This is a genomic window from Pseudomonas frederiksbergensis, from assembly GCF_900105495.1.
Classification (GTDB): domain Bacteria; phylum Pseudomonadota; class Gammaproteobacteria; order Pseudomonadales; family Pseudomonadaceae; genus Aquipseudomonas; species Aquipseudomonas frederiksbergensis.
The window spans coordinates 5314293-5335016 of the sequence record NZ_FNTF01000002.1 but is presented as its reverse complement, the minus strand read 5'-3'; the positions used below and the strand labels follow the sequence as shown (position 1 = coordinate 5335016).

Sequence of the window (20724 nt, the reverse complement as noted above, 5' to 3'; positions counted from 1 at the left end):
GGTGTGTTGCAGTGGTCGTGCCAAGCGTGCGGTGGTGTAGTTATTTATAGCCGAGCGGGGGGATTTGGCTTGAGGAAGGCTCGATAGCGGTGCGGCAGTGATGCAAGTTGGAACACTGCCATTGATCGTTCCCACGCTCTGCGTGGGAATGCCTCAATGGACGCTCCGCGTCCGCTTCGGCAGGGACGCAGAGCGTCCCGGGCTGCATTCCCACGCAGAGCGTGGGAACGATCATCATCAATCAGCCGAAGGGAGGAACCGAAGGAGCGCTGCGACGATCGCTTCCGGCGCATCTTCCTGAACCAGATGCCCGGCATTCGCAATCACCTGAAATCGCGCCCCGGGGATCATCTGATGCAACGCCTGCCCACGCTCGATGGGAATCCACTGATCGTCTTCCCCCCACAGAATCTGCACCGGACAACGAATCGTCGGGTACAGCCCTTCGACCTCACGGGTATAGCGCTCGTCCATCTGCGCGATCTGCCGATAGAACGCCGCTTGTCCCGGATCGCCGAGCCACGGCTGCACGTAAGGCGCGAGTTCATGATCAGGAATCTCGCGCTTGATTGCCCCGCGTATATAGGCCGGCACGATCACCCGCTGAATGTAATCGGGCAGGCCGCTGAACGCCGCCTCATGCTGGCGCACATGCTGCACAAACGGCGAACCCCAGGGCGTCAGCGCCACCGGATCAATCAGCGTCAGGCTGCGGTAATCCTTGCCGTTCAGCAGGTGAGCACGCAGAGCGGTGGCGCCGCCGAAGTCGTGAGCGACCACGTCTGGCCGTTCCAGGCCCCAGTGATCGAGCAAATGAGCCAGCAGGTCGTTCTGCACGCCCAGCGACACATCGCCCTCGATTTTCTCCGATAGCCCATAACCCAGCAGGTCAAAGTAATGCACCCGATGGGTGGTGATGAAGTGCGGCGCAATCCGGTGCCACACGTAAGAAGAAAAAGGCGTGCCATGCACGAACACCAACGGCGGACCGTCGCCCCTTACGGCGTAACGAACGGAGCGCCCGTTGAAGCGATAGGTCTGAGGCAGCGGCCAGTCAGTCATTGGGGGTGTCCTCTTGGCGTGGAGAAGCCAAAAAGCATAGGCATAAAAAAACAGCCGATGAAGGCTGTTTTTATATTCACTGACGAAACGTATTACCCTGTGGGATTTTTATCGGCGTTTAGATCGGTTTACTCGCCGTGATAGATGCAGCCGCTGGTGCACGTCTCGTGGATGCGGATCGCGCTGAGTTCCGGCAGCAGTGGCTTCAATTCCTTCCAGATGAACTTGGCCAGCACTTCACTGGTCGGGTTTTCCAGGCCAGGAATGTCATTCAGGTAGTTGTGGTCCAGGCGCTCATAGAGCGGCTTGAAGATCGCCTTGATTTCCGAGAAATCACGGATCCAGCCCGTGTGCGGATCGAGGTCGCCGCTCAGGTGGATCGCCACTTTGAACGAGTGACCGTGCAGGCGGCCGCACTTGTGGCCTTCCGGCACGTGGGGCAGGCGGTGGGCGGATTCGAAGGTAAATTCCTTGAAGATTTCCAAAGTGATTTCAGCTCTGTCAGGTGGCGATCGCCGTGGCGATGTGGGCAGGCGGCGAGTTTAACAGTTTGCGTTTGGCGTTGCGGGAAAACACTGACTAAAGGGTCAGCAAGCGTTCCCCAAGGCGACCGCTGGCAGCCAGTTCGAGGAACTCATCGCCCATGCGACGGCTTTCATCCATCGTCGTGCGCCAGTATTTCTGCCGGCTCGGGGCATCGCCCATGAAGCGTTTGAAGTCGTTGCGGTCCGGGAGTTTGCCGTAGGGCAGGCGCGCCAGGTAATCCTTCGACGGCGCCAGCAACAAGACATCCTGCAAGCGCGCAGGACACGCGCGGCGCCACGGCAGGGTCTTGTCGAACCAGCCGGGAATCACCCGGTCGGTGAAATGCGGATAGAGCACGATGTCGTTGCCGCTGTAGGGCAGGTCGAGGTGATAGTCCAGCAGACCGCCATCGCGAAACGTCCCGGCACCGGCACCCGGTAAATCACGTACGCCTTCCATTACCATCGGGATCGAGCCCGACGCGAGCAAGGCCTGGCGCAGGTTGCCGGCCTCCAGCGCAACGAAGCGCGAGGGGAAGTCGTTGAGTGCATTGACCGGCGGTGCCAGGCGCGGATCGTGAATGATCAGCCGCTCGAAATGCCGCGACAGGCGCGCCCGGCCGCGCAGGTTGTCGGCGATCACCGATGACAGGCCCAACCCCAGTCGGCCGCGATGATCGTCGGCCAGCAGGCCGTGGCTTTTGACCACCATGATGTTCAGGCGGTAATGGGCGTTGTCCAGAATCGACGCATCGCGGCCGTCGAGTAGCTCATCGAGCATGCGCCGGGAGCTCTGGCTGATCTGCGCCATGGTCACGCCCTTGGCGAAGTTCTGCTCGGTGTAGAGATGACCGAGGCGGCGGATACCTTCGGCGGCATCCGGCAGACACGCGCTGGCGAAGCGCCAGGAACCCACCGACGCACCGATCAACGAGCGCTCTCGCGGTGCCGACGGCAGCCATTCGCCGAACAACGCCAGGTCCAGGCCTTGAATCCCCAACGCCTTGGGACCACCGGCGGCACCCGGCAGTGTGCCGACATCGGCGGCGCTCAAACCGTTTTCACGGATGCGCGCCAAGGCGCGAGGACCGGCCTTGAGGGTCAGGGAGGGGAACTTGATGTGGATGGCGGTCATACCGGTCTCGAATGCAGGCAAGCGGGGGATTATAAACAGGTCAGGCAACGCCACCAGCCCACTGTGGGAGCGAGCCTGCTCGCGATAGCGGTGTATCAGTCGGTATTAGTATTGGCTGACCCACCGCTATCGCGAGCAGGCTCGCTCCTACAGGGTTTTGTGTATGCCGGTGATGTCGCGTTGTCATCACTAATGATGGCAATTCAGTTTCAGTTAAGTTCGCCCCGTTAAGGTGCACTCCGTAGGCAACACATAAAAAACACGGAGACACCCCATGAAAACCCTGACTGCCCTGTTCACCGCGTCGATCATCGGCATGACCGCCAGCATCGCCCACGCTCGCGACCTCGGACCCGACGAAGCCCTGAGACTGCGCGACGCTGGTACCATTGTGTCTTTCGAGAAACTCAACGCTACCGCCCTGACCAAACACCCGGGTGCCACCATCACCGAAACCGAGCTGGAAGAAGAGTACGGCAAGTACATCTATCAGGTGGAAATGCGTGACCCTCAGGGTATCGAGTGGGATCTGGAATTGGACGCCGTCAGCGGGCAGGTTCTCAAGGATCATCAGGATACGTAATGAACGTAAATCTATGCGCCAGAGGTCGAATGGCCCTGGTGCTTCTGGCTTTTTGCTCGGTGGTCATGGCTCGCGACCTGGATCAGGACGAGGCCCTGCGCCTGCGCCAACAGGGCGTGATCCTGCCGCTGGAGCAGCTGTTGCAGCAAGCGCTGGACCGCTATCCCGGGGCCAAATTGCTGGAAGCCGAGCTTGAAGAGAAACACGACGTCTACATTTATGAAGTCGAATTGCTGACCAGCGAAGGTGTGGTCCGCGAACTGGACCTCGACGCCATTACCGGCCAGTTACTGAAAGACAAGGAAGATTGATCGATGCGTTTGCTCCTGGTGGAAGACCATGTGCCGCTGGCCGATGAACTGATGGCCGGCCTCAACCGTCAGGGTTACGCCGTGGACTGGCTGGCCGACGGTCGCGACGCTGTGTATCAGGGCAGCAGCGAGCCCTATGACCTGATCATCCTCGACCTCGGCCTGCCGGGTTTGCCAGGGCTCGACGTGCTGACGCAATGGCGGGCCGCTGGCCTGTCGACGCCCGTGCTGATCCTCACCGCCCGTGATTCCTGGGCCGAACGGATCGAAGGCCTCAAGGCCGGCGCCGACGATTACCTGACCAAACCCTTCCACCCCGAAGAACTGCACTTACGCGTCCAGGCGCTGTTGCGCCGTTCCCATGGCCATGCCAACCAGCCGACGCTCAAGGCCGCCGGGCTGCACCTGGACGAAGGCCGCCAATGCGTGACCCGCGACGGCGCCGACATCCAGCTGACCGCCGCTGAATTTCGCCTGCTGCGTTATTTCATGCTGCACCCCGAGCAGATTCTTTCCAAAAGCCACCTCGCCGAACACCTCTACGACGGTGAAACCGAGCGCGACTCCAACGTGCTCGAAGTCCACGTCAACCACCTGCGGCGCAAACTCGGGCGCAGCGTCATCGAAACCCGTCGCGGCCAGGGTTACCTGTTCGGCGGGCAAGCCCAGTGAGGTCGATGCAGCGCCGCTTGAGTCTGGGGTTGATCAGCGTGATGGTGATCGTCGGCCTGGTGCTGGCGCAGACCAGCCTGTGGCTGTTCGAAATGGGTTTGCATCGCTACCTCGAAGCCGGGCTGCGCAACGACAGCGAAAACCTGCTGGTGGCGCTGGTGCGTGGGCCGCAGGGTTTACAGCTGGATGAGCGACACCTGTCGCCGGCCTATCAGCGACCGTTTTCCGGGCATTATTTCCGCATCGATTTTGCCGACAAGCATTGGCGTTCCCGTTCGCTGTGGGATCAGGAACTGCCGCGCCTCGACCATGCCGGCCTGCACAGCAACCTGCAATTGGGGCCGGAAGGCCAGCAATTGCTGGTGCTGCGTTCAGACTATCGACGGCTCGGCCAATCGATTTCGATCAGCGTGGCCCAGGATTACACGCCAGTGCGCGAGAGTTTCCGGCGCATGCAGCAAGTCGGTCTGGGGCTTGGTTTGGCGGGGCTGCTGCTGATTCTGCTGCTGCAACGCATCACCGTGCGCCGCGCCTTGCGCCCGCTGGAAAAGGCCCGTGAGCAGATCGCCCAGTTGCAGCAAGGCCAGCGCTCGCAACTCGATGATCAGGTGCCGGTAGAGCTTGAGCCGCTGGTGGCGCAGATCAACCATTTGCTGGCGCACACCGAAGACAGCCTCAAGCGTTCGCGCAATGCGCTGGGCAACCTCGGCCACGCCTTGAAAACCCCGCTGGCGGTGTTGTTGAGCCTGGCCTCAAGCGAGAAGCTCGATGCGCAGCCAGAACTGCGCAAGGTTATTAAGGCGCAGCTGGAACAAGTCCAGCAGCGACTCAATCGCGAACTCAATCGTGCACGGTTATCCGGCGATGCGTTGCCGGGGGCGCTGTTTGATTGCGATGCCGAATTGCCTGGGTTACTGGCGACCTTGAACATGATTCATGGCGAGCATCTGGACCTCAGCTATAGGGCGCCGAAGGGGTTGCAACTGCCTTGGGATCGCGAAGATTTGCTCGAACTGCTTGGTAACCTGCTGGACAACGCCTGCAAATGGGCAGATGCCGAGGTTCGGTTGAGCGTGGTCGAGACGGCCGAAGGGTTTGAGTTAAGCGTGGAAGACGATGGGCCGGGGATTCCTGAAAACCAGCGCGATCAGGTGTTCGGCCGGGGTACTCGGCTTGATGAACAAACGGATGGGCATGGGTTGGGATTGGGGATTGTGCGGGACATCGTCGATACGTGGGGCGGGGTGTTGCGGCTGGAGGAGAGTGAGTGGGGCGGGTTGAAGGTTGTAATCGAATTACCTCGTCGATGATCGTTCCCACGCTCCGCGTGGGAATGCATCCCGTGACGCTCTGCGTCACATCCCAAAGCGGAACGCGGAGCGTCCCTGGCGGCATTCCCACGCGGAGCGTGGGAACGATCGGCGTCAGGTCAAACCCTGAACTGATCCATCAAGCTCTGCTGCTGATTCGCCAGGCTATTGAGTGACTGACTCACCCGCGCCGATTCATTGGCCTGGCCCGACAGCGACTCTGTCACATCCCGAATCGTCGCCACGTTGTTGTTGATCTCCTCGGCCACGGCACTTTGCTCTTCCGCAGCACTGGCGATCTGCAAGTTCATGTCGCTGATCACCGTCACCGCCTCACCAATCTGCCGCAGCGCCGTCACCGCCTGACCGACCTGTTCGACACTGCCCTGAGCCTGACGATGGCTGCTGTTCATCGAGCCGACCACGTCCTGAGTGCCACTCTGCAACTGCTCGATCACCAGGCGGGTTTCTTCGACGGACTCCTGGGTCCGGCGTGCCAGGTTGCGCACTTCATCGGCCACGACGGCAAAACCACGCCCGGCTTCACCGGCACGAGCGGCCTCGATGGCGGCGTTCAGCGCCAGCAGGTTGGTCTGCTCGGCGATGGCGCGAATCACTTCCAGCACCGAACCGATCTTCTCGCTGTTGGCCGCCAGGCCTTCGACTTGCACCATCGCCGCGCTCATGTCGGCGGCGAGGTTGTCGATGCTGGCGGTGGTGCGGTCGATCACGGTCAGACCGCGACGGGTGGCCTGATCCGCGTCCCGCGCAGCCTGTGCCGCTTGCGCTGCACTGCGCGCGACATCCTGGGCGGTGGCGCTCATTTCGTGGGAAGCGGTCGCGACCTGATCCACCTGACGGTATTGCTGCTCCATGCCGGCGCTGGTCTGCGTGGCGATGGCGGACGATTGATCCGCCGTGTTGCGCGCGTCCTGCACCGAGCGTTTGACCTCGGCAATGATCGGTTGCAGCTTGTCGAGGAAGCGGTTGAACCAGCCGGCCAATTGGCCGAGTTCGTCCTTTTTGTCGTAGGCCAGGCGGCGGGTCAGGTCGCCTTCGCCGCTGGCAATGTCTTCGAGCATCTGCGCCACACCCAAAATCGGTTTGGTCACGCTGCGGGCCATCAACCACACCAGCAACAGGCCAATCAATGCGGCCAGTACACCCAGGCCGAGTTCGATCAGGGTGCCGGCGGTGTTGCTTTCATCGAGTTGCTTTTTCAACGCTTCGGCGGGGCCGACCAAAACTTTCTCCGGCACCTCGAGCAACACGCCCCAGGACTTGCCACCGGGAATCGGCTGGAACGGCGACAGCACTTTGAGCTGTTGATTGCCGTGCAGGCTTTCGGTCTTGCTGCTGGCGGCGAGCATGCGGATCAGCTCGGCACCGTTGGTTTTGTCCACGGCGTCCAGGCGCTGGCTGAGTTTGCTGGCGTCCGGGCTGTAACCGGCCAGCAACCCGACCGGGCTGATGATGCTGACGTTGGTCTGGCCGTCATAGAGCTTTTTGCTCGCGCCCTGGCTGATGGCTTGCAGGCTGTTGAGGTTGATGTCCACCGACAGCGAAGCGATGACCTTGCCGTTGACCATCAGCGGGAAAACGATGCTGGTCATCAGCACATTGTGGCCGTCGATCACGTAGAAGTAAGGTTCGATCACGCAGGGCTTGAGGGTCGTGCGCGGGCAGGTGAACCAGGCGTTGGCCGGTTCGCCGCTCGGGCCGGTGGTGGTGTCGGCCATGTCGCTTTCCGGTAGCGCCATCGACGTCACCTTGCCAGGCACAGGTTGCGACCAATAGAGCGCGAAACGGCCCTTGTCGTTGCTGCCCAGCTCGGCCTGGCCGGCGAACAGATCGTCCTTGCCGTCCAGCGCGTTGGCTTCGAACACCAGCGAGAGGCCGAGCAAGTCGGGGTTGGCTTGCAGGGCCGACTTGACCTGACGCGTCAGGTCCTCACGCAGGTCAAAGGCATCGAGGAAGCGCTTCTCGGCCTGATCGCGCAGGAACAGCACCTGACGCGAAAAACCGTGGCCGTATTGATAGGCGTCCATGAACTGCTGGCGAATCCCCAGCGCCTGGTTTTCACCCTGGGATTCGATCCGGGCCTGGGCTGCCTCGGTGAGCATCTCCATGCTGGAGGCTTTCACCATCTCGGAGCTTTGCTCCATGCGATACAGCGAAAGACCCACCAGCAGGGTCACGATGCCGGCCAGGCACAGCCCGGCCAGCAGGGTGATTTTCCATTGAATGGAAAGTTGTCTGAGCGACATGGAGACGTCCTTATTCGATATTTATCTGAGACTTTGCACTGTAACGGCCGCGATTCGGCTTTCTTTATTCGTTCAATCAAATAAGCCATCACACAAAACCTGTAGCAGCTGGCGAAGCCTGCGTTCGGCTGCGAAGCAGTCGTCAATTCGGGTGCTGAGGTGTTTCAGGCACACCACATGCGCAGGTTTTACGACTGCTACGCAGCCGAACGTAGGCTTCGCCAGCTGCTACAAGGGGTCGTGATCGCTTTGACAAGGCGTTAATGGTCCGGCAAAGTGCGCGCCCTCTAATAAAACCCTCACATTCCATCCGCTGGCGGCTCTTTGCAGACTGCCGGCCGGGCTCTTCCGTTTGCCTTGAGGTAACGATGATTAATGCTGTAATCGCTGCGGTCGGCGTCATGCTGATCCTCAGTCTGTCCCGCGTGCACGTCGTAATCGCGCTGATCGTAGGTGCCCTGGTGGGTGGTTTGACCGGTGGCCTGGGCGTCGACGCCACACTCAAAGCCTTCAATAGCGGCCTCGGTGGCGGTGCGACGGTCGCGTTGTCCTACGCATTGCTTGGCGCTTTCGCAGTGGCCATTGCCAAGTCCGGGCTGGCGCACGCGCTGGCAGACAAAGCCTTGCTGATGGTCGATCGTCAGCACGCCAGCGGTGGCCGTCAGGTCAAATGGCTGTTGATCGGTTTGCTGTGGGTGGTGGCCATCGCTTCGCAGAACATCCTGCCGATACATATCGCCTTTATTCCGCTGCTGGTGCCGCCGCTTTTATATGTGCTGACCAAGTTGCAACTGGACCGCCGACTGATTGCTTGCGTCATGACCTTCGGTCTGATCACACCGTACATGTTCCTGCCCGTGGGCTTCGGCAACATTTTCCTGAATGAAATCCTGCTGGCCAACGTCGCCCGTAGCGGGGTGGACATCAGCGGCATCAACGTCACCCATGCCATGGGGATTCCGGCCTTGGGCATGGTCGTCGGGCTCGCGGCAGCGTTTGTCAGCTACCGCAAGAAGCGCGTCTACGATCTGGAAAAGATCGAGCAAGTCGAACAGGTCGCGGTGCAGTACAACCCGCTGAGCCTGATGATCGCCGGTCTGGCCATTGCGGTGGCTTTCATCATTCAGCTGTTGCTGGACTCGATGATCATCGGTGCGCTGGCAGGCTTTCTGATTTTTTCGGTGTCAGGCATCGTGAAGTGGCGTGAAACCGACGACCTGTTCACCGAAGGCATGAAGATGATGGCGATGATCGGTTTCATCATGATCGCCGCCTCCGGTTTTGCCGAGGTGATGAAAGCCACCGGTGAAGTGCAGACACTGGTCGAGACATCGGCTTCGTGGATCGGCCACAGCAAAGGCATTGGCGCGTTGCTGATGTTGTTGGTCGGGCTGTTGGTGACCATGGGCATCGGTTCGTCGTTCTCCACCGTGCCGATCCTGGCCGCGATTTTTGTGCCGTTGTGCGTGCAACTGGGCTTCAGCCCGATCGCGATCGTGTGCATCGTCGGCACCGCCGGCGCGCTGGGCGATGCCGGTTCGCCCGCGTCGGACTCGACCCTCGGTCCGACCTCGGGCCTGAACATCGACGGCCAGCATCACCACATCTGGGACACCGTGGTCCCGACCTTCCTGCACTACAACCTGCCGTTGCTGGTGTTCGGCTGGGTGGCGGCGATGGTCCTCTAAGCCGGCCCACCACCGATCGTTCCCACGCTCTGCGTGGGAATGCCTCAACGGACGCTCCGCGTTCGGCTCTTGATGGGACGCGGAGCGTCCCGGGCTGCATTCCCACGCAGAGCGTGGGAACGATCAACAAGAGCCGCATTCAACTTTTGATGCTGCGTGCCGTTAAAGCCTCTAACCACGCCAATAAAATCAAAAGAGTGAACCGTCATGCGCATGAGCCTGAAGGCTAAAGTCCTGTCCCTTGCCGTCCTCCCGGTGTTGCTCTTTGCGCTGGTCATCAGCCTGACCACATTGTTCATTCTGCAGGAGCAGGCCCGCACGGAAGTCGAGGAAACTCGCCAGCGCCTGCTCAGCGATGCCAAGGCAACCCTGCAAAGTTACGTCGCCGTGGCCATGACCACGATCAAACCGCTCTATGACGCGGCCGCCCCCGGTGATGATGCGGCGCGGGCCCACGTGGTCAAGTTGCTGTCGAGCATCACCTACGGCAAGGACGGCTACTTCTTCGGCTACGACTCCAACACCGTGCGCCTGTTCAAGGCCAACAGCCCGGAAGGTGTGGGCCAGAGCTTCAAGGACAACCGCGATCCGAACGGCGTCTATGTCAACCGCGACCTGGTGAAAGTCGCCAAGGACGGCACCCACTACCTGCAATACAGCTCGACGCTGCCCGGCAACACCCAAGTGCTGGTGCCGAAACTCGGCTACACCGAATACCTGCCGAAGTGGGACATGGCGGTCGGTACTTCGGTCAACCTCGACGGCATCGAAGCGCAAGTGGCGCTGGTCGAAATCAAGGTCCAGGAGCGCATGCAAGGCGTGGTGCTGAGCATCGTCGGGATTGCCGTGGTGGTGCTGTTGATGATTGCCGCTGCCGGGATGCTGCTGGCCAACACCATCTTGCGTCCGCTGAACCTGATGAAAGCCAACCTCGATGACATCGCGGCGGGCGAGGGCGACCTGACGCGTCGCCTGACCATCACCAGCCAGGACGAACTCGGCGAACTGGCCGGCTCGTTCAACCGCTTCGTCGACAAGATCCATGGCCTGGTGCGCCAGATCACCGAAATGACCTCGCAACTGACCGGGCTGGTGAATCAGGTCTCCGACCAGGCGCAGCGCTCGGATCAAGCCATGGAGCGTCAGCGTCACGAGACCGATCAGGTCGCCACGGCGATCAATCAAATGTCGGCGGCGGCTCAGGAAGTGGCGAAAAGTGCGCAAAACGCCGCAGTGGCTGCCCAGCAGACCGACGAAGAAGGCCAGGCTGCCAAGCGTGTGGTGGCCGGCAGCATCGTGAAGATTCATGCGTTGGTGGACGACATTCGCAGCAGTGGCGTGTCGCTGGACAGCTTGCAAAAAGACGTGTCGTCGATTGTCAGCGTACTCGGCGTGATCCGTTCGATTGCCGAGCAGACCAACCTGCTGGCGCTCAACGCCGCCATCGAAGCTGCCCGTGCCGGTGAGGCCGGTCGTGGTTTTGCGGTGGTGGCCGACGAGGTTCGGGCGCTGGCCAGTCGCACGCAAATCAGCACCCAGGAAATCCAGGGCATGATCGATCGTTTGCAGGCCGGCACTCAGTCGGCGGTGGAAGCGATGCGCCGTTCCAGCGAAGCCGGGGACGGCACTTCGGCCCAGGCCAACGAAGCGGGTGCCTCGCTGGACACCATGGCCCAGCTGATCGGCACCATCAACTCGATGAACGCGCAGATCGCCAGCGCCGCCGAAGAGCAGACCGCCGTGGCCGAAGAGATCAACCGCAGCGTGCATCAGATCGCTGTGGCCGTGGACAGTGTCGCCGATGAAACCCAACTCGGCGCCCAGACGTCCCGCAGCCTGGCCGACCTCGGTCAGCGCCTGGGCAAACTGGTGGGCCAGTTCCGCATCTGACGGACGATGCCTTTGTGGCGAGGGGGCTTGTGTGGCGAGGGAGCTTGCTCCCGCTCGAGTGCGCAGCGCTCGCAAGATTTTACGGCCGCTGCGCTGCCGAGCGGGAGCAAGCTCCCTCGCCACACAAGCGTGTTCGACTTGGTCGCTACGGTCTGTCCCAGTAGGGCACCGTGCCGAAGCATTCGACAAAGAAATCAATCACCGTCCGCACCTTCACCGACAACCGTCGGCTCCCAGGCCAGAGAACTGCAATCTGCTGCGGTTCCGGACTGTTGGACACCTGATACGCCCCGAGCACCGGCACCAGCGTGCCCTTGCGCACCGCCTCACCGATCAGCCACGACGGAAACATCACTAGCCCCAAGCCTTGTTCGGCGGCTTGCGTCAGGGTGTCGGCGTGGTTGCCGGTGATCGGACCCTTCACCGAGCAGGGCGTCCAGTCCTGCTGATCCTTGCGGAAAAACCAGCGTTGCTGGCCGGTCACGCCCTTGTAGGCCAGGCACTGATGCGCGGCCAGTTCTTCGGGATGTTGCGGTGTGCCGTGACGTTCCAGATAGGCCGGGCTCGCGGCGACTTGAAAACGATGGGGCGCCAGAATCCGCGCCTGCATGCTCGAATCGTGCAGCGCGCCGATGCGAAACAGCAGGTCGGCGCCTTCCTGCAAGGGATCGACGTAGCTGTCGGTCTGCTGGATATCCAGTTGCAGTTTCGGGTAGCGCTCGCAGAGCCGCCCCAGCCACGGCGTCAGGTGCCGCTGACCGAACACCACTGGCGCGTTGATCCGCACCAGTCCGCTCGGTTCGCTTTGCTGTTCCTGCAGGGCCTGCTCGGCCTCTTCGAGTTGCACCAGCACCAGCCGCGCGTGATGACCCAGCATGCGCCCGGCTTCGGTAGGTGAGACGGCGCGGGTGTGGCGGTAGAGCAATTGCTGGTTCAGGGCTTGTTCCATCAATTGGATCTGCCGGGAAATCGAAGAAGGGGCCAGGCCTTCGCGACGGGCGACTTCGGAAAAACTGCCGTGGTCCAGCACCGCTACAAACAGCCGAAGTGCCTTGAATCCCAGTTCGTTGAGGCCATGCATGAGAAGTCTGCTGTGCGAGTTACGCAAAAGTGTTGTCTGGATGCTCCCATTTATCGCAAAGGATCGCCAGCCGATAATGCGCGCCACCCCATCCCCGCGTTCATCTGATAACTGGCAGGTTTTCGTTATGCAATCTTCTTCAATCGACATCGCTGAAACGCCGGCGCCCCAACCAGGGCTGCGGCTGTTGCTGCTGCCACTGGTGATTCTGGCCGGCATGGGCCTGTCCGTGGAGGCCGGTCTGCTCGGGCCGCTCGGGGTTCAGGTCGGGCACTTGTGGGCGACCTTGAGCATCTTCGGTGTCGGCTCGGCGATTTTGTTCTTGCTGTTGCTGTTCAGCGGTCCGCAACAGGGGCCCGCCTTGAATGAACTGCCGCGCTGGCAGTTGATCGGCGGTTTTTTGGGGCCGATGTACGTAATCGTGCTGACCTTGGCCACGCCGCACATCGGCATTGCCATGACCATGATCGCGATCCTCTCCGGGCAGGTTGGCAAAAGCGTGTTGATCGACCACTTCGGCTGGTTCGGCGCTACCCGCAAAAAGGTCAACGGTGAACGTTGGCTGGCCTTGCTGCTGATTGTCGCGGCACTTGTTCTGATCGCTCGGGGTTGATGATGAATCTGATTATTTTGTTGGCGGTGGTCGTGGCGGCCGGTGCGGTGCTGAGTGTCCAGGCGGCGATCAATGGGCGATTGGGCGAAACGGTGGGCGTGTTGCGTAGCAGTTTGCTGACCTTCGTGGTCGGTGCAGTGACCACCGGGCTGCTGATCCTGTTTTTCGAGCCGGCCCATGCCGTGAGTTTGCTGGACGTGCCGAAATGGCAGCTCAGCGGTGCACTGTTCGGGGTGGTGTACATGCTGGTGATGGTTGGCGCGGTGCCGCGGGTCGGCACGGCGGTCGCGACGGTGGCGGTGATCGTGGGGCAATTGGGGATGGGGATGTTGATCGATAACTTCGGCTGGTTGGGCAACCCGGCGATCGAGTTGTCCAGCAGCCGGATACTGGCGATGGTGTGTCTCGCCTTGGCATTGCTGTTCATGTATCGCAGCAGTGCCCGGCAGGGGTGACGCAAGCTCCTACACTGGTGATACGGGTCGCATGTGCGAAACCCGGACGACCACCACCAATGGAGTCAGGCTCATGATCGACAGTGAAAGTAAATGCGACTGCCCCAAGTGCTCCTGCAAACTGGGCGAACATCCGATCGCGCGACACGGCAAGCACTATTGCTGTGAGGCCTGCGCCAAACACCATGAACACGGCGAAGAATGCGCGACCAAAGGTTGTAAGTGCGCCAAGGGCTGACACCCATGACGCACAGAATGTGGAGCCTAATCAGGCTCCACTTCCAGCTTCAGGCTTTGATCTTCCAGCCGTTCGGTATGGCGGATGATTCCATTGAGTCGTCGCCCATCCACCTTCACTACCAGCGTTTTTGCCTGTTCCAGATCTTGCGGTACAGGTGACTGGACGCGGAGGGCGAAGCGGGTCGGGTCATGCTCGACTTGTTCAAGGCCGACCTCACACTCGGCACTTTTGGTGATCCGGCCAAACAGCGTATCGAGGCCGTAGTCCAGGTGTGCCTTGCTGGTAAGTTGCGTCGTTGTCATGCCCGATCCCTCCCAAAAGTCCAAGGCTGCGCCATCCGTTAATTCGCCGGCCGCCACTTGACGTTTTCCACGCCGAACTTCTCTGCCATCGGCTTGCTGGTTTTTTGCACCTTCTCACGGCCGAAGCGGGGGATTCGTCCGATCCCCGCGTCGCAACTTGCCCAATGCCAAGCCTCCGCGTTATCCATCTTGTCCAGGCGGATGATGAAAGACTTGGGCGCGCCATGAAGGGTGTATTCAATGACGAAAAGTTTTGCGTTGTTCATAAAGCCCATATTCCTCCCTGTGGTTATACAAGGATCGTTGGGGGGGCGGAAAATTCACTCGGATTGTCAGACGGATACCACCAATGCCGACAGACTGCTGGTTCGTTACCTGTAATCCCCTGAAACCCTGCGTCCCAGGCCGAACGGGGAGCATCCATTGAAGCATTCCCCTGTGGGAACGATCAGCTCCTTCGAAATAGGGGTTGATGTAAACTCCTCGGCACTGACTTCACGAGATGTGCCTCCCCCATGAGCGAACCGATTCGTCTGACCCAATACAGCCATGGTGCTGGATGTGGCTGCAAGATTTCTCCCCAAGTGCTGGAAGTGATCCTGGCCGGCAGCGGGGCGCAGAACCTTGACCCGAAACTCTGGGTCGGCAACGCCTCGCGCGATGACGCGGCGGTATACGCCATTGATGAAGAACGCGGCGTGGTCTCGACCACCGACTTTTTCATGCCGATCGTCGACGACCCGTTCGACTTCGGCCGCATCGCCGCCACCAATGCCATCAGCGACATCTACGCCATGGGCGGCGATCCGTTGATGGCGATTGCGATCCTCGGCTGGCCAGTCAACGTGCTGGCCCCGGAGATTGCCCGGGAAGTGATCCGCGGCGGGCGTTCGGTCTGCGATGAAGCCGGCATTCCGTTGGCCGGTGGGCATTCCATCGACGCACCAGAGCCGATCTTCGGCCTCGCCGTGACCGGTCTGGTGGAAAAGCGCCACATGAAGCGCAACGACACCGCTACCGCCGGTTGCCTGCTTTACCTTACCAAACCGCTGGGCATCGGCATCCTCACCACCGCCGAGAAGAAGGGCAAGTTGCGCCCTGCCGACATCGGCCTGGCCCGCGACTGGATGTGCACCCTGAACAAACCCGGCAGCCGTTTCGGCAAACTCGAAGGCGTCACCGCGATGACCGATGTCACCGGTTTCGGCCTGCTGGGGCATTTGGTGGAAATGGCCGATGGCAGCAACGTGACCGCGCGCATCGAGTACGACCGTGTGCCGCGTCTGCCGGGTGTCGAGTATTACCTCGACCAAGGCTGCGTGCCGGGCGGGACGCTGCGCAACTTTGACAGCTACGCCAGCAAGCTGGGGCGTCTTCAGGAAATGCACAAGCGCGTGCTCTGCGATCCGCAGACCAGCGGTGGCCTGCTGGTTGCAGTCACCCCGGAAGGCAACGAACACTTCCTCAAAGTAGCCGCCGAGCTGGGTCTGACCCTTGAGCCGATCGGTGAACTGATCGAGCGACAGACCAACGCGGTTGAGGTGTTTTGATGTCCATCGAATTCACCGATTACCGCGACATTTTCCTCAACGACCGACCGATGATGGATGCCCGTGCGCCGGTCGAATTTCTCAAAGGCTCGTTCCCCGGCGTGATCAACCTGCCGCTGATGAATGACCATGAGCGGCAACGGGTCGGCACTTGTTACAAGCAACACGGCCAGCAAGCGGCCATTACGCTGGGGCACCAGTTGGTGTCCGGCGAGATAAAAGCCGAGCGTATCCAGGCCTGGGCCGATTTTGCCCGGGCTCATCCTGATGGGTATTTGTATTGTTTTCGCGGTGGTTTGCGTTCGCAGATCGTCCAGCAATGGCTCAAGGACGAGGCGGGCATCGACTATCCGCGAGTGGGTGGCGGCTACAAGGCCATGCGCAGCTTCTTGCTCGACACGCTCGATCAGGCGGTTGCCCAGTGTGATTTCGTCTTGCTGGGCGGCATGACCGGCACCGGCAAAACCGAAGTGCTCACGCAGTTGAGCAACGGCCTGGACCTTGAAGGTCACGCCCATCATCGCGGCTCCAGTTTCGGCAAACGTGCCACTGGCCAGCCCTCCAACATCGATTTTGAGAACTGCCTGGCGGTGGACGTGCTGAAGAAGCGCGCCCACGGCATCGAGCAGTTTGTGCTGGAAGACGAGAGCCGCGCGATCGGCAGTTGTGCGCTACCGCTGCCGCTGTTTCAGGGCATGCAGCAGTTTCCGATGGTCTGGCTGGAAGACAGCCTGGAAGGGCGGGTCGAACGGATCCTGCGCGATTACGTGGTGGACTTGTGTGCCGAGTTCATCGGTGTGCATGGCGATGAAGGTTTCGCGCTGTTTTCCGAGCGCCTGCTGGAGAGCCTGAACAATGTGCAGAAACGTCTGGGCGGTGAGCGCCATCGGCGGCTGTTGATGTTGATGGAAGACGCGCTGACGGAGCAGGCGAGCAGCGGGGCCGTGGACTTGCACCGGGGCTGGATCGAAGGGTTGCTTCGCGAGTATTACGACCCGATGTATGCGTTTCAGCGGGAGAAGAAAGGGGGGCGCATTGAATTCGCCGGGGAGCGGGTTGCGGTGCTTGAATACCTGCGCGAGCGGCGCATCAATCAGAAGTAATGTGTTGGATTTGCCGGCCCCATCGTCGGAACGCCGCCCGGAGCAGGCTCACTCCCACATTTGATTTGGGGTGGGCACAAATGTTGTGGTCACAGCAGGCACCTGTGGGAATGAGCCTGCTCCGGGCGGCGTTCCGACGATGAGGCCCTGACAGGCACCAAATCCCTTAAAGCTTATGTCGGACAAGTCTCCTGCCCATTATCCAGACCTTGCTTGTAGGCGTGGCTCTGCACACTGGCCTTGCCGTTGTGCCAGGTCAGAGTGAGCACGTACAGCGAGTCGTAGTCGCTGGATTCCCAGTCATCGGTAATGTTCTGTTTCTTGCCAACGGCTTCTCCAGCAACCCTGTTGATCAGCTCCGGCAGGTAGCCGGAGGACCAGGCGGTGTAGATGACCGAGTTGTGATATTTGTCGTGGAGCAATTCATCGGCCAGGTCGCTGGTGTCGTTGGCCGAGAAATTGATGTTCACCGGCAAACCGAGCTTGATCGCGCTGGGGCTGATGGTCATCAGGGGACGGATGTAGCTGTAGGAATTGTCCAGTTCGCCTTCTTCGACATTGCGCGTCGGGTTGGCGGCAAACACATAGTTGGCCTTGCCGAATTTTTCCGGCAACAAGGTGGCCAGGTCGATGGCACGGTTCAGGCCCTGGCAGTTGAGCTGGCCGAGGCCGCCGGCGGGTTTTTCCGCATGGCGCAGGAACACCAGCGTCTGGGTGCCGTCCGCTGGTTGGGCGCGGCTTTCGCTGGACTCAAGGGACAGGAACAGCGCGCTGACCGCCAACAGGGAAGGCAGGAGGACATACGCGCGATGTTTGAAGCGTTGGGCGAATTTGAAAAGGTTCATCATTTGAATAGGTGATCTTCAGCGCATTCAGTTAAGGCTGACAAACCTTTACACCGCCAGCTCCGTGCATCGGGTGTTTTCCATGTCGTTGGGCCGGTCCGTTTCCGAAAGGGCAATGCTCAGAGTCCTCTGAAGCCCATTTGGTTCGATCCGAGCGAGTGCGCAGCACTGTAGCGGCAACCTGAGATGGGTTAGAGCAGAGGTTATCGACAGGATGTTGCGGATTTATGGACACAGTACAGGTCTCGGCGCCATTCACAGGCTGCGATCTTCTGATCTTGCTCATCAGCAATATTGATAACGCCAAAAATTCGCGGCCGTCGCCAAGCCTACATTATGATCAGCGTCGACTTTTTTCGTGTGGATGCTTCCCATGACCGATCTGTCCGCGTTCCCGATTACCCAAAAATGGCCGGCTCAATACCCCGAGTGGATCCAGCTTTACTCCTTGCCGACTCCCAACGGCGTCAAGGTGTCGATCATGCTCGAAGAGATCGGACTGCCCTACGAGCCGCATCGGGTGGCCTTCGACACCCACGACCAGATGTCCCCCGAATTTCTTTCGCTGAACCCCAACAACAAGATCCCGGCGATCCTCGACCCCCACGGTCCGGGGGACCAACCCCTGGCACTGTTCGAGTCCGGGGCGATTCTGATTTACCTGGCCGACAAGAGCGGGCAACTGCTGGCCCAGGAATCGGCGGCTCGCTACGAGACCATTGCGTGGCTGATGTTTCAGATGGGCGGCATCGGGCCGATGTTCGGCCAGCTCGGTTTTTTCAACAAATTTGCCGGCAAGGACTACGAGGACAAACGTCCCCGCGACCGCTACGTCGATGAAAGCAGACGCCTGCTCAATGTCCTCGATAACCGTCTGGAAGGGCGCAACTGGATCATGGGCGAGCGCTACACCATCGCCGACATCGCAACCTTCCCCTGGGTGCGCAACCTGATCGGCTTCTATGAGGCTGGCGAGCTGGTGGGCATAAACGACTTCACCAACGTCACGCGGGTGCTGGAGCGCTTTCTGGCGCGGCCGGCGGTGATGCGCGGGCTGGAAATCCCCAAGCCAAACGCTTCGATTTGATCAATACCAAGGAAGGCCATGCACTCATTCGATTTCAAGCAAGTAGATGTCTTCAGCCGTGTTGCGCTCAAGGGCAATCCGTTGGCGGTGGTGTTCGGCGCCGATGAGCTCAGCGATGAGTACATGGCGGCGTTCGCCAGCTGGACCAACCTCAGCGAAACCACATTCATACTCGAACCGCGCGATCCTCGCGCTGACTATCGCGTGCGGATTTTCACCACCCTGAGCGAATTGCCGTTCGCCGGTCACCCGACACTGGGCACCTGCCATGCGTGGCTGGAGGCCGGTGGTGTGCCCAAGGGCGAAGAGATCATTCAGGAATGCGGCGTGGGGCTGGTGCGGGTTCGTCGACAAGGGGCAGAGCTGGCCTTTCTCGCACCGGCATTGCTCAAAACCGGGCCGGTGGAAGCCGATGTGGTGGAACGGGTGCGGCGGGGGCTAGGCCTGGAATCGGGGGCGATCGTGCGCACTCAGTGGGTCGACAACGGTGCGGGGTGGCTGGCCGTGATGGTCGAGGATCGCCAGCAGGTGCTGGACCTGCAACCGGATCATTCGCAAATGCTTGGCCTGGCCGTCGGTGTCATCGCGCCCTGGCATCCCGAGCGTGATGGTGATGACGCACAGTTCGAAGTACGGGCGTTCATCTCCGGCGACGGCATGCCGGAAGACCCCGCCACCGGCAGCCTGAACGCCGGAATTGCCCAGTGGTTACTCAACGCAGGACTGGCGCCGACGTCCTATGTGGTCAGCCAGGGCCTGACCATGGGCCGCGCCGGGCGCATTCAGGTCGAGCAAGTGGGCGACGAGATCTGGATCGGCGGCGCGGTGGTGACCTGCATCAGCGGAACCTTGACGCTCTAGCAGAACTTGCCGCAAACCCCTGTATCGCGGTGATTATTGCCGAACCGGTAAGGGCTTATTCTGCGATCGAGGTTTGTACCCCGCGCCTTGCAAGGCATAAGCTTCGCCCCCTACGACTTTCGTCTCGTCCTCCGTTTCTCAGGAAATCCACATGTCCAGTCAGTTCCCCGAAGCACGTCCACGCCGCCTGCGCCGCAATGCGAGCCTGCGCAGCCTGTTCCAGGAAACCGAGTTCAGCTTGAACGATCTGGTGCTGCCGATTTTCGTTGAGGAAGAGATCGATGACTTCGTCCCGATCAAAAGCATGCCCGGCGTGATGCGTATCCCGGAGTCGAAACTGGCAGGTGAGATCGAGCGATATGCCCGCGCCGGGATCAAGTCGGTGATGACGTTCGGCGTGTCGCACCATTTGGACGGCAACGGTAGCGACACCTGGAGCGATAACGGTCTGGTGTCGCGCATGTCGCGCATCGCCAAGGATGCGGTGCCGGACATGATCGTGATGTCCGACACCTGCTTCTGTGAGTACACCGACCATGGTCATTGCGGCGTGCTGCACAACCATGAAGTCGACAACGACCAGACCCTGATTAACCTCGGCAAGCAAGCGGTGGCCGCGGCCCGTGCCGGTGCCGATGTGATCGCCCCGTCGGCCGCGATGGACGGGCAGGTTCAGGCCATTCGCCGGGCGCTCGATGAAGCGGGTTTCAACCAGACCGCGATCATGGCCTATTCGACCAAGTTTGCCTCGGCACTCTACGGTCCGTTCCGTGAAGCCGGCGGCAGCGCGCTCAAGGGCGATCGCAAAAGCTACCAGATGAACCCGATGAACCGTCGCGAAGCCGTGCGCGAATCCCTGATGGACGAGCAGGAGGGCGCCGATGCGCTGATGGTCAAACCGGCCGGGGCGTACCTGGACATCATCCGCGACATCCGTGAAGCCTCGCGCTTGCCGCTGTCGGCGTATCAGGTGAGCGGCGAGTACGCGATGATCAAATTCGCCGCCCAGGCCGGGGCGATCGATGAAGATCGCGTGGTGCGTGAGAGCCTTGGCGCGATCAAGCGGGCCGGGGCGGATCTGATCTTCACTTACTTTGCGATGGACCTGGCGCTGGCCGGGATCTGAGATCTTGACGTGATCGTT

General features: G+C 60.7%; 22 protein-coding genes and 2 pseudogenes. 15 read left to right on the top strand and 9 right to left on the bottom strand.

What is annotated here, in order from left to right:
- Positions 1–237: 237 nt before the first annotated feature.
- The 3 genes from BLW70_RS25100 to BLW70_RS25090 form a co-directional block, all read right to left on the bottom strand.
- The gene (locus BLW70_RS25100) at positions 238–1062 is read right to left on the bottom strand and encodes an alpha/beta fold hydrolase (RefSeq protein ID WP_074878574.1); all 825 of its coding nucleotides are present in this window, start codon (positions 1060–1062) and stop codon (positions 238–240) included.
- Between the two features lie 128 nt (positions 1063–1190).
- Positions 1191–1547, bottom strand: a complete 357-nt coding sequence (gene queD, locus BLW70_RS25095; protein ID WP_008152165.1) for a 6-carboxytetrahydropterin synthase QueD — start codon at positions 1545–1547, stop codon at positions 1191–1193.
- Between the two features lie 94 nt (positions 1548–1641).
- Entirely contained in the window at positions 1642–2721 is a 1080-nt protein-coding gene (locus BLW70_RS25090) for a hypothetical protein (protein ID WP_074878572.1), read from the bottom strand.
- Between the two features lie 274 nt (positions 2722–2995).
- Here BLW70_RS25090 and BLW70_RS25085 point away from each other — a divergent pair, with 274 nt between their 5' ends.
- Genes BLW70_RS25085 through BLW70_RS25070 form a run of 4 tightly spaced genes read left to right on the top strand, consistent with a single transcriptional unit; the run spans position 2996 to position 5597 of the window.
- A complete protein-coding gene (locus BLW70_RS25085) occupies positions 2996–3304 on the top strand; it encodes a PepSY domain-containing protein (RefSeq protein WP_074878570.1) in 309 nt (102 codons plus the stop codon).
- Complete coding sequence (locus BLW70_RS25080) at positions 3304–3615, top strand: PepSY domain-containing protein (protein WP_074878568.1); 312 nt, start codon at positions 3304–3306, stop codon at positions 3613–3615. Before BLW70_RS25085 ends, BLW70_RS25080 begins: the two co-directional genes overlap by 1 nt.
- A 3-nt stretch (positions 3616–3618) precedes the next feature.
- Positions 3619–4287, top strand: coding sequence for a response regulator transcription factor (locus BLW70_RS25075; protein ID WP_008152159.1), 669 nt, complete (start codon positions 3619–3621; stop codon positions 4285–4287).
- The gene (locus BLW70_RS25070; protein ID WP_074878567.1) at positions 4284–5597 is read left to right on the top strand and encodes a sensor histidine kinase; all 1314 of its coding nucleotides are present in this window, start codon (positions 4284–4286) and stop codon (positions 5595–5597) included. Before BLW70_RS25075 ends, BLW70_RS25070 begins: the two co-directional genes overlap by 4 nt.
- A 119-nt stretch (positions 5598–5716) precedes the next feature.
- Here BLW70_RS25070 and BLW70_RS31575 read toward each other — a convergent pair whose 3' ends face one another.
- Both BLW70_RS31575 and BLW70_RS31570 read right to left on the bottom strand, forming a co-directional pair.
- Positions 5717–6472, bottom strand: a complete 756-nt coding sequence (locus BLW70_RS31575; RefSeq protein ID WP_371916924.1) for a methyl-accepting chemotaxis protein — start codon at positions 6470–6472, stop codon at positions 5717–5719.
- 102 nt (positions 6473–6574) lie between these two features.
- Positions 6575–6721, bottom strand: a pseudogene (locus tag BLW70_RS31570) (HAMP domain-containing protein); the annotation flags it as partial.
- Between the two features lie 1514 nt (positions 6722–8235).
- Between BLW70_RS31570 and BLW70_RS25060 the strand changes: the two are divergent.
- From BLW70_RS25060 to BLW70_RS31560, 3 genes and pseudogenes are all read left to right on the top strand, one after another.
- Positions 8236–9552 (top strand): Na+/H+ antiporter family protein, encoded by a 1317-nt coding sequence (locus BLW70_RS25060; RefSeq protein WP_162493974.1) that lies wholly within the window; start codon positions 8236–8238, stop codon positions 9550–9552.
- A gap of 207 nt (positions 9553–9759) precedes the next feature.
- Positions 9760–10536, top strand: a pseudogene (locus tag BLW70_RS31565) (cache domain-containing protein); the annotation flags it as partial.
- A gap of 84 nt (positions 10537–10620) precedes the next feature.
- A complete protein-coding gene (locus BLW70_RS31560) occupies positions 10621–11442 on the top strand; it encodes a methyl-accepting chemotaxis protein (RefSeq protein WP_371922184.1) in 822 nt (273 codons plus the stop codon).
- Positions 11443–11587: 145 nt separating this feature from the next.
- On the opposite strand, the gene BLW70_RS25050 is transcribed toward BLW70_RS31560, so the two are convergent.
- On the bottom strand, positions 11588–12523 hold the full coding sequence (locus tag BLW70_RS25050) for a LysR family transcriptional regulator (protein WP_074878559.1): 936 nt from the start codon (positions 12521–12523) through the stop codon (positions 11588–11590).
- Positions 12524–12650: 127 nt separating this feature from the next.
- Here BLW70_RS25050 and BLW70_RS25045 point away from each other — a divergent pair, with 127 nt between their 5' ends.
- The 3 genes from BLW70_RS25045 to BLW70_RS25035 all read left to right on the top strand — a co-directional run bounded on the left by BLW70_RS25045 (position 12651) and on the right by BLW70_RS25035 (position 13829).
- A complete protein-coding gene (locus BLW70_RS25045; RefSeq protein WP_074878557.1) occupies positions 12651–13136 on the top strand; it encodes a DMT family transporter in 486 nt (161 codons plus the stop codon).
- Positions 13136–13591, top strand: coding sequence for a DMT family transporter (locus BLW70_RS25040; RefSeq protein ID WP_074878555.1), 456 nt, complete (start codon positions 13136–13138; stop codon positions 13589–13591). Before BLW70_RS25045 ends, BLW70_RS25040 begins: the two co-directional genes overlap by 1 nt.
- Before the next feature lie 73 nt (positions 13592–13664).
- On the top strand, positions 13665–13829 hold the full coding sequence (locus tag BLW70_RS25035; RefSeq protein WP_074878553.1) for a metallothionein: 165 nt from the start codon (positions 13665–13667) through the stop codon (positions 13827–13829).
- A gap of 26 nt (positions 13830–13855) precedes the next feature.
- Here BLW70_RS25035 and BLW70_RS25030 read toward each other — a convergent pair whose 3' ends face one another.
- Together BLW70_RS25030 and BLW70_RS25025 are read right to left on the bottom strand one after the other, a co-directional pair.
- Positions 13856–14134: a hypothetical protein gene (locus BLW70_RS25030; RefSeq protein ID WP_074878551.1), complete on the bottom strand. Its 279-nt coding sequence runs from the start codon at positions 14132–14134 to the stop codon at positions 13856–13858.
- 38 nt (positions 14135–14172) lie between these two features.
- Complete coding sequence (locus BLW70_RS25025; RefSeq protein WP_074880815.1) at positions 14173–14400, bottom strand: DUF6555 family protein; 228 nt, start codon at positions 14398–14400, stop codon at positions 14173–14175.
- A gap of 249 nt (positions 14401–14649) precedes the next feature.
- Here BLW70_RS25025 and selD point away from each other — a divergent pair, with 249 nt between their 5' ends.
- Together selD and mnmH are read left to right on the top strand one after the other, a co-directional pair.
- Entirely contained in the window at positions 14650–15684 is a 1035-nt protein-coding gene (gene selD, locus BLW70_RS25020; RefSeq protein ID WP_074878549.1) for a selenide, water dikinase SelD, read from the top strand.
- Positions 15684–16787, top strand: a complete 1104-nt coding sequence (mnmH, locus tag BLW70_RS25015; RefSeq protein WP_074878547.1) for a tRNA 2-selenouridine(34) synthase MnmH — start codon at positions 15684–15686, stop codon at positions 16785–16787. The genes selD and mnmH overlap by 1 nt, the downstream gene beginning before the upstream one ends.
- A 173-nt stretch (positions 16788–16960) precedes the next feature.
- On the opposite strand, the gene BLW70_RS25010 is transcribed toward mnmH, so the two are convergent.
- Positions 16961–17635, bottom strand: coding sequence for a histidine phosphatase family protein (locus BLW70_RS25010; protein ID WP_074878545.1), 675 nt, complete (start codon positions 17633–17635; stop codon positions 16961–16963).
- Positions 17636–18005: 370 nt separating this feature from the next.
- Between BLW70_RS25010 and BLW70_RS25005 the strand changes: the two genes are divergently transcribed.
- From BLW70_RS25005 to hemB, 3 genes are all read left to right on the top strand, one after another.
- A complete protein-coding gene (locus BLW70_RS25005) occupies positions 18006–18719 on the top strand; it encodes a glutathione binding-like protein (protein WP_074878542.1) in 714 nt (237 codons plus the stop codon).
- 18 nt (positions 18720–18737) lie between these two features.
- Positions 18738–19580, top strand: a complete 843-nt coding sequence (locus BLW70_RS25000) for a PhzF family phenazine biosynthesis protein (protein WP_074878540.1) — start codon at positions 18738–18740, stop codon at positions 19578–19580.
- Between the two features lie 151 nt (positions 19581–19731).
- Positions 19732–20706 carry a porphobilinogen synthase gene (hemB, locus tag BLW70_RS24995; RefSeq protein WP_046047616.1) on the top strand — a complete coding sequence of 325 codons (975 nt, stop codon included), beginning with the start codon at positions 19732–19734 and terminating at the stop codon, positions 20704–20706.
- Positions 20707–20724: the final 18 nt, after the last annotated feature.